This is a genomic window from Arthrobacter sp. YN (genome assembly GCF_002224285.1).
Classification (GTDB): Bacteria; Actinomycetota; Actinomycetes; order Actinomycetales; family Micrococcaceae; genus Arthrobacter.
On sequence record NZ_CP022436.1, the window covers coordinates 3,553,069 to 3,565,865 of the forward strand.

Genomic DNA, 12,797 nt, shown 5'->3' on the forward strand with positions numbered 1-12,797 from the left:
GATTTCAGGAATGGATTGGCTCTCACACATCTCCCAGATCAACTGGTTCGCTGTACTCCTGGCCTTCGTTTCAAGCATGGTCATCGGCTTCGTCTGGTACATGCCGGCCGCCTTCGGACGCAGGTGGATGCAAGCGATCAACAAAACCGAGGACGATCTCAAGAATATTGAGGGCGGCGCCGGCATCTGGGTCCCCATGATGGTGGCCGCAGCACTGACCAGCATCCTCCTGGCTGTCCTCATCAGCGCCCTGGAACTCAACACTTTTTGGGCCGGCGGATTCTTCGCGTTGATCCTGGCCTTGGTGATCCGCGCCGGCGGCCACGTCATCCACAACGGCTTCGCCGGGCGCCCCTTCGCGGTCACCGTGATCGATTCCGGCCACGACATCGCGGCCATGACCATTGCGGGCGCCATCATCGGAGCCATGCAGTAGCGTTCAACCAGTGACCATCATTGACAACGCCGTATATGTAGACGGCGTCCGCACAGCCACCCCGCACAGCCTCGAGCAGACGTTTGAGACCCTGGCGGAACACGGCGGCATGGCCTGGATCGGCTTGTACCGGCCCACGAAGGACGAGATGGCCGCCGTCGCCCAGGAATTCGGCCTCCACGAGCTCGCCGTGGAGGACGCCGTCTCGGCACATCAGCGGCCCAAGCTTGAGCGATACGACCACAACCTGTTTACTGTCCTCCGCCCAGCCAGGTACCTCGATGAAACCGAGACAGTAGAGTTCGGCGAGCTGCACATCTTCACCGGACCGAACTTTGTGGTGACCATCCGGCACGCTGAAACCGGTGGGGTGGCACGGGTCCGCCACCGGCTGGAAACACGTCCGGACCTTCTCTGCCATGGGCCCGAAGCCGTGCTGTACGCGCTCCTGGACCAAGTGGTGGATGACTACGCGCCGGTAGTGGCAGGTCTTGAGAACGACATCGACGAGATCGAAGACCAGCTCTTCAGCGGCGACAGCACTGTGTCGCGCCGGATCTACGAGCTTGCCCGTGAAGTGATCCAGTTCCAACGGGCCATCCAGCCCCTCCCGGACATGATGGCGCTGCTGGAAAAGGGATTCGAAAAATATGGCGTGGACATTGAGTTGCAGCGCTCCCTCCGCGACGTCGAGGACCATGTCCAGCGCGTCATCTCCCGCGTGAACTCGTTCAGGGACCTCCTGCAGAACGCGCTCACCTTGGATGGCACCCTGACTGCCAACCGCCAGAACGAAGCCAGCGCCGCGCAGAACGAGCAAGTCAAAAAGATCTCCTCCTGGGCTGCCATCCTCTTTGCACCCTCCTTCGTGGCGGGCGTGTACGGGATGAACTTCGACCATATGCCGGAGCTGCATTGGGACTATGGCTACCCCCTGGCGGTGGGGCTCATGTTCGGTGCAGCCCTGCTTATGTACGTCATTTTCAAGCGCAAAGGCTGGCTGTGACGCCTCTCCCGAGGCCTGTTCCCCGCTCTGCGCGGGACACTGTCCGCGCTGTGCTGGCGGGGATGGAGCACGACGCCGGACGGGCGGGTTTTGCGCTTGAGCCCAGTCAGCGGCAAGCAGCCGAGCGGTTGGCGGCCTTCGGCGCCCAACTGACGGGCCGCCGTCGTACACTCTCCCGCAAGGCGCCGCGGAGCCTGTACCTCCACGGACCGGTGGGCCGCGGCAAGACGTGGCTGATGGACAGCTTCTACGGGCGCCTCGACGCCCGGAAACGTCGTGTCCACTTCCACGATTTCTTCCGCAGGCTCCATGCGGGAACCCACGGCTTTGAGGCAAGCAGCGGAACTGCCATTCAGCAGTCTGTGGATGCGTTGTTGGACGGCATCGACGTGCTGTTCTTCGATGAATTCCATGTCCATGACGTTGGCGATGGCATGTTCATTGCCCGGTTGCTGCGTTCGGCCGCCCAGCGCCGCATCCCCTTGGTGGTGACGTCGAACTACGCCCCGGACGACCTCCTGCCCAATCCACTCTGGCACGAGCATTTCCTGCCCACCATCGAGGCGATCAAAGAGATGATGGACATCGTGGAGATCGAGGGGCCCACGGATTTCCGCCGTTTTCCGGCCGCTGGAATTGCTCCTGCCGAGGGGTTCGCTGCGTTCCGCTCAGGTCGAATCGTCTCCCCCGGCACGCCCGCACAACTGGGGCGCCTCGGTCTCTTCCGGCCAGCACCATCCCAAGGCCGCGTTTTGCAGCCGACAACCCAGCCGATTGTGGTCAGGAACTCCGACCCCGATGTGCTCTGGGTCGGTTTCGAGGAGCTCTGCGGTGGGCTCTCCTCAACGGCGGACTTCCTGGTGTTGGCGGAGACCTATAAAACGTGGGTGATCGACGACGTTCCCTCCCCTGCAGGAAACGATTCGGCATCGGCCCCATCATGGCAGCGGTTCAGCAATGTGGTGGACGTGCTGCACGACCAGGACATCACGCTGTTCCTGATCGGCGAGGGACCGTTGGAATGGGACATCGACGCATCCGGCAGTGATCTTTCGGTTTTCCCGGTGGATCTGGCGCGGATAGCGAGTCGTTTGTCCCTCTTGGGACGGTCAGGGCACCACGGTGACGTGGAAAGTGCTCTACACAGTGAAGAGACCGCCGGAAGCTAAGCTTCCGACGGCCACAGGAATAATGTGGGTCGGCCCTAGATGACGCCGCCGGCTGCGGACGGTGCACTGGCATCGTGTCCGCCGTCGCCGACCGTTTCGCGGGCGACGTAGTTCTCGATGTCGAAGAGGTTCTCGGCCCGCTCCGTGATGTTGAGCAGCGTGGTCATGGAAGCAACTTCCTCAACCTGCTCCTTCAGGAACCACAGCATGAACTGCTCGCCCAAGGCATCCCCCTCGGCGCGGGCAACACGGAACATCTCTTCGATGTTGCGTGTGACTTCCTTTTCCTGCTCCAGGGCCAACGCGATGGGTTCCTTGGCGTTGGAAAAATTGTTGCGAACAGGGGCGATGCCCGGGATCTCCACGTGCACATTGCGGTCCAGCATGTACTGGACCATCATCATGGCGTGGTTGCGCTCCTCGAGGGACTGACGGTAGAAGTGCCGGGCAAGCTGCGGCAAGTCTTCGCCATCAAAGTACACAGCCACTGCGATGTATTGCTGGGAGGCCGCAAACTCATTCGCAACCTGGGCGGACAACAGCTCATTGAAAGTCTTCTTAGCCATGGCTCGATCCTACAGGCGGACAATGCCGGTTCCGGTGGTGAGATTCGCCACTGCTCAGGGCAGCAGGAGACTGATCCACACACCCGCAGCGGCCGCCATGACGCTCACTGTCATGGTCCCCAACCCATTGATGACCGCCAATGCTGTACGCCCGCTTTGAACGAGCCGGATGGTCTCAAGGCTGGCGGTGCTGAAAGTGGTGTAGCCGCCAAGGAAACCGGTACCGAGGATGAGCATCAAGGACTCCGGTGCCTGGCCACGCATGACCAGGCCCGCCAGGAAACCAAGCAACAGGGAGCCCGAGATGTTGATGGTGACGGTCCCCCATGGGAAGGCAGTCTTGAGGCGTGCCCGGACGAACCCGTCCACCACAAACCGTACTGCCGCACCCACCCCACCGGCCAGAGCAAGAAGGATGACTGTCACGAGCGTCGTCCGGTTGCGCGCCGGTGATGCCAGGCGCCCAGCCAAATTCCCGCGGTGGTAGCGGCGGCCCCGCCCAGTAAACTCGCTGCAAGGTACCCCGCAGCGGCTGTAGTCGCTCCAGCGGTGAACAGGTGCACCGCGTCCAGGGCCAGCGTGCTGTAGGTGGTGTAGGCGCCCAGGAAACCCGTGCCCAAGGCGAGCCGCAGGACCCGGCGATTGCCGACGTCGGGCCCCCGGCGTGAAAGTCCCTCCAACAGCGCGCCCAACGCCAGGGCACCCGAAAGGTTGATGACCAAGGTGGGAAGCGGCCACGCGCCGGGCGCGGGGATGACCAGCCCCAAACCGTACCGTGCGAGTGCTCCGAACACCCCGCCGGCTGCCACGATCGCGATGAAACCCCAATGGAGGTGAACGGGGTTATTGGCCTCAGTCGTCGTCATCGTCAGTGGGGACCCTGGGATTGACGGGAACAACGAGCACCGGCCGGGCCTGGCGGTGGAACAAGTGCCGCGCCACCGAGCCTGCCGTCAGTTCTTTTAATGCAGCAGCCAGTTTGTGCTCCCGGGTACCCACCACGATCATGGAGGCTCCAATGTCTTCAGCCTCACGGGCCAAAGCGCGGGCGGGTTCCCCGGCCAGATGGACCAGCGACCATTCAACGCCGTTGCCGTCCAAGTGGTCATGAAGGGTTTGCGCCAGTGATTCGGGGATCCTGTGAAGATCCGCATCAATGCCGTCCGGATCGATCGGCGCTGCCGGCCCTCCGGTGCTGCCGTCCACCGGGTACACCGTGACGTCTGCATAGGCGCACACCAGCGGCAGCCGGGCACTGGCCGCCACAGTCGCTGCTTGTTGGAGGACCACTGGATGCTGCCCCGGCATGACGCCTACCAGGATGGGGCCGGCCGCACTGGTGGAAGCCTCGGAACGCGGGGCGGGAGTCTCTGTCACAAGGAAAGTCTACGGCGCGGTACCGGAGCCCGCGGTTGTTCTCAGGACTGTCGCCGGCCCGACCACAGGCCGTAGAGCAACGGGACCGCTGAGCTGATCATCAGCACATTGCCTAGTCCGGGATCGTCCGTCCGCAGAACGGCTCCGGCGATCAGCAGTGCGCCGAAGATCAGCGCCGCCACTGCCCGCCGCGCCGTGAGGATGAGACTCGCCATCTGCCGCTCCAGGCGCCGGTTGCCCACTTGGAGGGATCCCTCTTCCAGTCTCGAGACCAGCCCGTCCAGCCTCTTGGGCAGGCGAAGGGCGATGGCGGCGGCTTCGACGGTCTGGGACGCGACATCGTTGATCAGGTTGCCGCGCTCGTCACGCAGAAGTTGCGCCGCATATGGTTCCACCGAGTCCCACAGGTTGAAGCGGGCATCCAGAGAGCTGCACACACCCGACGTCAGGGACATGGCCCTGATAATGAGCAGGAAATTTTCGGGCAATTGGAAGGGCAGTGAGCGGATCACGCTGCCGAATTCAGTGCCGAATTCACGGAACTCCCGTGGGTCTACATCGCGAAGCTCGGCGAAGCCCATGCCACCGAAACGCGCAAAGAGCTGCGTCATCGCCCGCTCAAGCTCCGCGGTATCGGCTGACTGCATCAGCACCCCTACATCGCTGATGGCGGTGACCAGTCCCTTGCCGTCACGAGAGGCAGCGGCAATCAGGAGCTTCCGCAGGCCGCTTCGCGTCTCCACGGGAACCTCGCCCATCATTCCGAAGTCAATGAATGTCAGTTTCCACGGATGTTCACTGGACGGATCATTGGCCGGTGTAACGAAGATATTGCCGGGATGGGGATCGGCGTGGAAGAAACCGTTGGTGAACAACTGGTCAAACATCACCGAGGCGAAGACCGGTGCCACTTCGGCCGGGTCTATGCCGGCCAGGCGAAGCGAGTCCGCGTCCGTAATCTTGATGGCCGTGACATCTTCGAGGGTGAGCACGCGGCGGGTGGTCCGCTCCCAAACCACCGCCGGAACGGTCACCCGGGCGTCATCGGCGAAGTCAGCAGCAAACCGCTCTGAATTGGCCGCTTCATTCAAGTAGTCGATTTCCTCGAGGCTGGTCTGCGCGAATTCCTTAATCAGCGCGGGCACATCTGCACGGTTTGAAACGAGGCGGATGCGGCTGAGCCAGCCTCCCACTTTCCGTAAGGCAGCGAGGTCGACGTCTACTATTTCGGCGATGCCAGGCCGCTGCACCTTGAACACGACACTGCTGAGCCCGGTGTCCTCGGCGTTACCGGAGAGGAGTTTCGCCCGGTGCGCTTGTCCCAGTGATGCTGCCGCGATGGGAGTCTCCTCGACCGAAGCAAACACTGCCTCCAGGGGAGCCCCAAGTTCGGCCTCAGCCAAGGCCCGGATGGCGTGAAAAGGGACAGGCGGAACTTCGTCCTGCAGCCCCTCCAGCTCCGAGGTAATTTCCGGCGGGAGCACATCGAGCCTGGACGACATGAACTGGCCCACCTTGATCATCAGCCCGCCGAGCTCCACCGCGAGGCCATGAAAACGCCGGGCGAAGCGCCGCATTCTGTTCGCGCGGTTCCGTTCTGTCAGCCTGCGCAGGCCCACTCTGGGCAGGAACAGCTCAAACCACCAGGTCACCGCCAAGTGCCATGCGGCGAATCGCAGGATTCGACGATAACGGGCACGGGGGTCCCCAGCTCCCCTCAGGGAATCAGCCCGTTCGCGCCGAATCGACGTCACCCCTTCAGTCCTGGGCGAGGATCGAGTACAGGCGGCGGCGTGCCTCCTCAAGCACCGTTACAGCCTCCTGCACTTGCTTGGGTGTTCCGGTACGGCCGACCTGCGCCGCAGCCTGCGCCAGGTCCACACCCGCCTTGGGCAGTGCAGCGAAACCCGGGCTCGATGACGTTCCCAAGGAGTCCCATGGCGCGGACGTTTCAGAACCAGCCACATCCTCCCTGCCCGCTTCGGTCAGAGAGTAGATTTTGCGCCCGTTGGACTCCTCCGCACTGACGAAACCCTCGTCCGCCAACAGCTGCAGGGTGGGATAGACGGAGCCGGCACTCGGCTTCCAACTACCGCCGCTACGCTCTTCGATTTCATGAATGATCTGGTAGCCGTGCATGGGACGCTCAGCAAGCAGGGCAAGAATCGCCGATCGCAGCTCACCGCGGCCCGCACGGGTTCCGGAACGTTTTTCGAACCGGGAACGGAACTCCTCAACGGCTTGCCACATGCCGTCCAGGTTGTTGCCCATGAATCCGTTTGCAGGGAATGAATTGTGCATCAAGCTCACCTCAATCAGTCGCGAACGATACTAAACGATAGTTAACGATATACCCCCACGCGACTTAGGAACAACGTCGGTCTGGCCAGTTCATGCTGGAAGGCGCGGCTGCTCCGGAAAACGACGGAAAGGAGGTGAGGTGTTTGGTCATCGAGCTCCTTCGTCGCAGGATGGGCGATGCTCACCATCCTCGTCGATGACTCGACTCCGCGGAAAGACCCTTTAGCGCAGGGCCGGACAGCACTTCTGGGTGATGCCGTCCGGCCCCAGCTGCGGAACCTTGGGGCAGCCCCGGCGAACGAGGGGGATCATTGGCCGTTGCGTGGGATCCGCTGGATCCAGTAAAGATGATCCGCGGTGCGGGCACACGAGTAGTTGGTACTCGTCTTTTGCTTGTGCTTGAAGGATCCACTACTTGCCGGGCACGTTGGCCGGAGGGGTGAATTGTGGAGCTAAGGAGATTCGAACTCCTGACCTCTTCGATGCGAACGAAGCGCTCTACCAACTGAGCTATAGCCCCTGGACCAGTCCGTTACCGTCCGGCCAGTGTCCTTAGGCTACAAACTTTCCCGGCGCTTTTCCAACCACGACACGAACGTCTCCACACCATCCTTTTGCCCGGGGATCAGGTTGTTGCCGGATCGCAGGAATGCACCCATCGCCCCGGGCAACGGCACTTCCACAATCGTTCCCCGCGCGCCGGTAACGGCCTTCCACGACTCCGCCATCTGCCGCATGGTGAGCACTTCCGGACCACCCAGCGTACGCAGGCGGTGACGTTCAGGAGAGGCGCTCTCCATGGCAGCGTCCAGCAGTGCCCGTGCAACGTCAACCGGCGAGATGGTCTGGAATCTTGTGCGCTTGAAGACAGGGATGAGGCGCACTTTGGCCCCGGCAGCGAAGATCATTGCCACCAATCCGTGAAACTGTGTTGCGCGAACCACCACAGTCTCCAGCGGAGAAGCAGCGTACTTCCGTTCTTTCCCAGCCTTCGAGACGTAATACGAGTACCTGCTGAGATCGCAGTTAATGATGGACAACGCCACGGCCCTGCCGACCCCCGCAAGGTGAGCCGAGGCAAGAAGCCGGGCACCGCCGTCGGCGAATTCTCGTTGGGCTTTGCCGAACTGACCTTCAAGGCAGTCAATCACGACGTCGACGCCCTCCAGTGCGGCCGCCAGCCCTTCTCCTGTGGTGACGTCGCCCGCAACGTAGGTGGCGCCGTCGTGATGCTTCTCCGAGCCGGGAGGGGGCACGTGGCGTGACAAAGAGGTCACCGCATGACCCGCATCCAGAGCAAGCCGGACAACCTCGCGACCTACCTGGCCGGTACCGCCGGCGACGCAGATACTGGCCATGCGTGGCTAGGCGCGGCGGCGCTGCAGGACGTCGTCCAGGTTACTAAGCGCGCTCTGCCCCTTGGCGGAGACGGCAGCGGATGCCTCGGCCTGCTCAGCACCTTGCTTCAGGACGGGCTTGCCCACGGGTTTGGGAGCCTCAGGGAGGTCCAGCGGTTCAGGGGCCGGCCTTGAAGCCTTGGCGGCTTCAACATACGTGGGCTTGGGAACTGCAACAGGCTCCCAGCTGGCACCTTTGGAATCGGTTGCTTGCGCTGATGTGTCTCCTGCGGCAACGGCAACCGCCAAAGCAGCCTGGCGAAGCTCAACAGCGGACAAGCGTGCAGCCTCACGGCTGGTGGCTTCGGCGTCGAAAACGGTGGTTTCCTTCGCTTCGACTACCGGTTCCTTCGGCAAGTAGCGTGCAGGCGTCGGGATGGGCGCTGCCTGTGCCGCACGGCGTGCCCGGCGTTCGCGAAGATCCCTGAGAGCGAGCTTGCGCAACGTGACGACGGCGAGCACCCCACCGATGAAGGACACCAGCGGCAACCAGAATGACCCGACGCCAAAGGTGAGGAGGATGCCCGAAACGGCGGCGGTCACCAGCAAGGCAAGGCCTGCCAAGGCCAAAGTGAGCCGGGCATAGCGGATGGTGAATGGAGTGGTGGGCGCTTTCCGCAGGGACGACTCAGCCGCGCGGGATTCCTCGGGCGACGCCGGTGCTTTGCTGTGCATGGTCTCCATCGGTTTCTCCTGCTGAGGTGCCAAAGTCAGTACCACCCCTGCCTGCGGTTCGTCTGGTTCGTCGTCGATTGCCCCTGCTGGAACAGCGGCCGTTTGGACTTGTTGCCGCCTGTTCCGGAGAACGTAGGGCGCCACCCAGACCATCCACAGCGCAACAGTGACCACGAGTATCACTGAGCTGCTGAGAGGGAAGTCCACATTCAAAACCGTAGAAGCAAATCACCGGGCGCGGCGGCATTGCGGCCGGTGTGTCGTCGTCGAGTCCTCAAATGACTGGATATACGGACAAAATGGCCTATGACCTGCCCGTTTATCCCCTGAGCCACCGACGCAACAGGCCCTCAGGAACCTCGTCCGATGTCAGGGCAAAGGATCGGTGGTCAGCCCATTCGCCGTTAATGTGCAGGTACCGTTCCCGATACCCCTCATCCCGGAATCCAAGCTTCTCAACCACCCTCAGGCTGGGCGAGTTTTCGGGCCTGATATTGATTTCCATGCGGTGAAGGCCCAACACCTTGAAGCAATGGTCCGTAGCCATGGCCACCGCCGTCGGAGCAATACCGTGCCCGGCCCGCTCCTTATCCACCCAGTACCCCAGCGTGGCCATCATGGCCGATCCCCAAATGATGGAAGAAACGGTCAATTGCCCTACGATGAGCGGCTCACGGAATCCAGGGGTCCGCTCGACGATGAGGAAAGGCAATGCCGTGGACTGGCGTGCTTGGTTGTTCAGCGAGGCCACCATCTGCCGATAACTGGGCAGGCGCCCACCCGGTGCCGGGTTGGACGCCTCCCAGGGAGCAAGCCATTCGCTGTTCCGCGAACGGACTTCAGACCACTCCCGCTTGTCACGGTATCGGATAGGGCGAAGAAGCAGGTCTCCGCTTTCCAGCGTCACCGGCCAGATCGCAGAGCCGTACATCCTGAGGTTACTTGGGAAGCGAGGCAGTGAAGGTCGGCAGCCACTCACGCAGTTCAGGACCGAGGTCCTCGCGTTCGCAGGCCAACTCGATGCAGGCCTTGAGGTAGCTGAGTTTGTCACCGGTGTCGTAGCGACGGCCCCGGAAAACAACGCCATACACGCCGTAGCCTTCACCTTCGCCGGCTGCCAATACCTCGAGGGCGTCGGTCAGCTGGATCTCGCCACCACGGCCCGGCTCAGTCTTTTCAAGAACATCGAACACTGCCGGATGCAGCACGTAGCGGCCGATCACGGCAAGGTTGGACGGCGCTTCTTCCGGAGAAGGCTTTTCCACGAGCTGCTTGATGCGGACGTAGCCGTCTTCACCGATCTCCTCGACGTCGGCGCAACCATAGGCGCTGATCTTGGAGGGCTCCACCTCGATCAAGGCAACCACGGAACCGCCAGTCTTCTGCTGGACGGCGATCATGTCGCTCAGGAGGTTATCGCGGGCGTCGATCAGGTCGTCGCCGAGGAGTACGGCAAAAGGCTCGTGCCCGACGTGCTGCTTCGCACGAAGGACAGCGTGGCCCAGGCCGTTGGGGTCGCCTTGGCGGACGTAGTGGATGTCACCGAGGTTGGTGGCGGATTGGATGGCCTCAAGCTTGGCGGTATCGCCCTTTTCGGCCAGCGTCGCTTCCAGCGCCGGCACACGGTCGAAATGATCCTCCAGGGCGCGCTTGCTGCGCCCCGTGATCATCAGGACGTCGTGCAGGCCAACCTTGACCGCCTCTTCGACGACGTACTGGATGGCTGGCTTGTCAACCACGGGCAGCATTTCCTTCGGCATCGCCTTTGTTGCAGGCAGGAAACGGGTACCAAGACCCGCTGCGGGGATGACGGCCTTACGGACAGCATTGTTATCGAGAGTCACCGGACTAATGTAACGGAAGGAATACATCATCGGCTAAACCCTCGCCGCGCCGGGACAACATTTCTGTGGACTGGACGGCAGCTTCTGTCACCGCACCGGCATCAGACGAACCTCACGATCGGACACCCATGGCATCGAAGGAAGACATCCGCAGCAGCCGCCGCCTCCAAAGGCGCACCCTCTCCCCCGAACAGATCGCTGCTGCCGGCGCGTCCATCGCGCAGCATGGCACGGCATGGGCGGCTGCAGCCTCCTCCGGCACGGCGGCCACTTTTGCCGTCTATGTAGGCGTCGCGTTTGAGCCACCCACCATGCCGCTCATCCATTCCCTGCACGAGGCCGGACACAGGATCCTCCTTCCCGTGTGCGAGCCCGGCCGGCAGTTGAGCTGGGTCTATTGGACCCCGTCGACAGTTTTCGTCCGCTCCTCCTATGCCCCTATCGACGAACCCGAGGGCGAACGCCTGGAAAGCCAGGTGGTGGCCGGAGCCGCGGGGATCTTCATGCCCGCCACGGCGGTGGACAGGGATGGCAACCGGATCGGCCAGGGGGGCGGTTACTACGACCGGCTCCTCCATGGGCTCGACGGTTCCGGCCGGCGGCCGCCCACCATTGCGGTGGTGTACGACGACGACCTGTTGCCTTCAGGTTCGATTCCCGCCGAAGCATTCGACCGCCCCGTACGGGAAGTGCTGACTCCTTCCGGCGTGGTCCGCCTCGACGACAGAGGCCAGTGAGGTCCGGCACATCCACTGGCGCATGCACAGTGGACCGATGATAGAATTGGCACTCAGGCCCTGCGACTGCTAATGCGAAGCGAAATCTCCGCCGTTGCTGCACAGGACCTGACCTTTGTCCTGAAGGAGGAACTCAGTGCCCACATACGCATACGCCTGCAAAGACTGTGACCATGCCTTTGACATCGTCCAGTCCTTCTCTGACAGCTCCCTGACGGAGTGCCCCGAGTGCAAGGGCGCCCTTCGCAAGAAGTTCAACAGCGTCGGCGTCGTCTTCAAGGGCTCGGGTTTCTACCGGACTGATTCCCGTGATGCCAAGGGCAGCACCGTTTCAGCTGCCCCTGCTACCGCGTCGTCTGCTCCCGCACCCGCACCGGCACCGGCAGCTGCGGCCAGCTAACTTCTCCACTTTTCCACATAGCGCATCTGGCCGCTGTTATGCGGCCCGTCCGGCTGGCTAACGTGGCGGCATGCCACAACAGTCTCGAAGCGTCCTTCTTGCCCGCGCCAGGAGTTCAGCGTCGCCTGCCGGCCCTTGGCCCCCGGTTCCGTCTGGTGCCCGAGGCCGGTCGTCCCGGCGGCGCAACAATGCTGCAAGCTTTTCCCGGCCGCTGGACCATTCCGCACCTCATGGCAGAAGGCGGAGGATCGGCTCCTGGATCGCCCGGAACCGCCGTCTCACTGTTGCCCTCCTGCTGTGCCTGGCCGCCGGCATCGCCGTCCAACAGCTGACTCCGGCGTCGGAGTCGCGGATCAGCGTTATGGTGGCCGCCCGTGACCTGCCAACGGGAACCACTCTCACAGAAGCCGATTTCACCCGTGTGGGAGTGCCCCAGGACCTCGCCGTCACCGGAGCCCTCTTAGATGGCGGGGCCCTCACCGGCCGACAGTTGGCCGCGCCCTTGAGCCGAGGGCAGATCCCCACTGAGGCCAGCCTCCTGGGTCCCGGGCTTCTCACGGGGTCACCCGTGGGTACCGCAGCCGTTCCCCTGCGGATGGCCGACCCGTCGTCCATCCAGCTCCTCTCCCCTGGCCAGTTGGTCACGGTGGTCCTCACGGCAGCCGGATCCTATGACGAATCCAGGGAAACCCAAGTACTCGCCGGTCCCGTCCCCGTGCTCTGGACCTCAGCCCACGGAGGCAAGGCAGGCGAATGGCTGGGCACCAGCGACACCGAAGGCTTGGTGGTGGTTGCTGCGGATCCACAGCAAGCAGAAAAGCTTGCCGGCGCATCAACGCAGGGCAAGCTTTTCTTTGTTTTGGTCAACCCGTGATGGGCGGTTCAGGTG

16 protein-coding genes and 1 tRNA gene are annotated in these 12,797 nt (G+C 62.8%); 6 read left to right on the forward strand and 11 right to left on the reverse strand.

All coding sequences use genetic code 11. The features are described 5' to 3' along the window. Nucleotides 1-10: 10 nt before the first annotated feature. Genes CGK93_RS16270 through zapE form a run of 3 tightly spaced genes read left to right on the forward strand, consistent with a single transcriptional unit; the run spans nt 11 to nt 2,611 of the window. A complete protein-coding gene (locus CGK93_RS16270) occupies nt 11-436 on the forward strand; it encodes a DUF1761 domain-containing protein (protein ID WP_089595729.1) in 426 nt (141 codons plus the stop codon). Between the two features lie 10 nt (nt 437-446). Next, the gene (gene corA, locus CGK93_RS16275) at nt 447-1,442 is read left to right on the forward strand and encodes a magnesium/cobalt transporter CorA (RefSeq protein ID WP_089595730.1); all 996 of its coding nucleotides are present in this window, start codon (nt 447-449) and stop codon (nt 1,440-1,442) included. Next, nucleotides 1,439-2,611, forward strand: coding sequence for a cell division protein ZapE (zapE, locus tag CGK93_RS16280; RefSeq protein WP_232481360.1), 1,173 nt, complete (start codon nt 1,439-1,441; stop codon nt 2,609-2,611). The genes corA and zapE overlap by 4 nt, the downstream gene beginning before the upstream one ends. A gap of 35 nt (nt 2,612-2,646) precedes the next feature. Here the strand turns inward: zapE and CGK93_RS16285 are convergent, their stop codons facing one another. The 11 genes from CGK93_RS16285 to galU all read right to left on the reverse strand — a co-directional run bounded on the left by CGK93_RS16285 (nt 2,647) and on the right by galU (nt 10,801). Further along, nucleotides 2,647-3,177 (reverse strand): ferritin, encoded by a 531-nt coding sequence (locus tag CGK93_RS16285; protein ID WP_089595732.1) that lies wholly within the window; start codon nt 3,175-3,177, stop codon nt 2,647-2,649. 54 nt (nt 3,178-3,231) lie between these two features. After that, on the reverse strand, nt 3,232-3,603 hold the full coding sequence (gene crcB / locus CGK93_RS16290; RefSeq protein WP_089595733.1) for a fluoride efflux transporter CrcB: 372 nt from the start codon (nt 3,601-3,603) through the stop codon (nt 3,232-3,234). After that, entirely contained in the window at nt 3,600-4,043 is a 444-nt protein-coding gene (locus tag CGK93_RS16295; protein WP_089595734.1) for a fluoride efflux transporter FluC, read from the reverse strand. The genes crcB and CGK93_RS16295 overlap by 4 nt, the downstream gene beginning before the upstream one ends. Beyond that, nucleotides 4,030-4,554 (reverse strand): universal stress protein, encoded by a 525-nt coding sequence (locus CGK93_RS16300; protein WP_089595735.1) that lies wholly within the window; start codon nt 4,552-4,554, stop codon nt 4,030-4,032. The genes CGK93_RS16295 and CGK93_RS16300 overlap by 14 nt, the downstream gene beginning before the upstream one ends. Before the next feature lie 41 nt (nt 4,555-4,595). Continuing rightward, nucleotides 4,596-6,308, reverse strand: a complete 1,713-nt coding sequence (locus tag CGK93_RS16305; RefSeq protein ID WP_089595736.1) for an ABC1 kinase family protein — start codon at nt 6,306-6,308, stop codon at nt 4,596-4,598. 4 nt (nt 6,309-6,312) lie between these two features. After that, nucleotides 6,313-6,855 carry a PadR family transcriptional regulator gene (locus CGK93_RS16310; RefSeq protein WP_089595737.1) on the reverse strand — a complete coding sequence of 181 codons (543 nt, stop codon included), beginning with the start codon at nt 6,853-6,855 and terminating at the stop codon, nt 6,313-6,315. A gap of 447 nt (nt 6,856-7,302) precedes the next feature. Beyond that, nucleotides 7,303-7,375: transfer RNA gene (locus CGK93_RS16315), tRNA-Ala, on the reverse strand. A gap of 37 nt (nt 7,376-7,412) precedes the next feature. Then, nucleotides 7,413-8,213 carry an SDR family oxidoreductase gene (locus CGK93_RS16320; protein WP_089595738.1) on the reverse strand — a complete coding sequence of 267 codons (801 nt, stop codon included), beginning with the start codon at nt 8,211-8,213 and terminating at the stop codon, nt 7,413-7,415. A gap of 6 nt (nt 8,214-8,219) precedes the next feature. Continuing rightward, complete coding sequence (locus CGK93_RS16325) at nt 8,220-9,101, reverse strand: hypothetical protein (RefSeq protein WP_089597523.1); 882 nt, start codon at nt 9,099-9,101, stop codon at nt 8,220-8,222. Between the two features lie 145 nt (nt 9,102-9,246). Continuing rightward, complete coding sequence (locus CGK93_RS16330) at nt 9,247-9,858, reverse strand: GNAT family N-acetyltransferase (protein ID WP_089595739.1); 612 nt, start codon at nt 9,856-9,858, stop codon at nt 9,247-9,249. A gap of 7 nt (nt 9,859-9,865) precedes the next feature. Next, nucleotides 9,866-10,801, reverse strand: coding sequence for a UTP--glucose-1-phosphate uridylyltransferase GalU (galU, locus tag CGK93_RS16335; RefSeq protein ID WP_198318245.1), 936 nt, complete (start codon nt 10,799-10,801; stop codon nt 9,866-9,868). A 98-nt stretch (nt 10,802-10,899) separates the two neighbouring features. Between galU and CGK93_RS16340 the strand changes: the two genes are divergently transcribed. From CGK93_RS16340 to cpaB, 3 genes are all read left to right on the forward strand, one after another. After that, on the forward strand, nt 10,900-11,508 hold the full coding sequence (locus CGK93_RS16340; RefSeq protein WP_089595740.1) for a 5-formyltetrahydrofolate cyclo-ligase: 609 nt from the start codon (nt 10,900-10,902) through the stop codon (nt 11,506-11,508). Between the two features lie 136 nt (nt 11,509-11,644). Continuing rightward, nucleotides 11,645-11,908 carry an FmdB family zinc ribbon protein gene (locus tag CGK93_RS16345; RefSeq protein WP_089595741.1) on the forward strand — a complete coding sequence of 88 codons (264 nt, stop codon included), beginning with the start codon at nt 11,645-11,647 and terminating at the stop codon, nt 11,906-11,908. A 70-nt stretch (nt 11,909-11,978) separates the two neighbouring features. Continuing rightward, nucleotides 11,979-12,782: a Flp pilus assembly protein CpaB gene (cpaB, locus tag CGK93_RS16350; protein WP_089595742.1), complete on the forward strand. Its 804-nt coding sequence runs from the start codon at nt 11,979-11,981 to the stop codon at nt 12,780-12,782. The last annotated feature ends 15 nt before the right edge of the window (nt 12,783-12,797 follow it).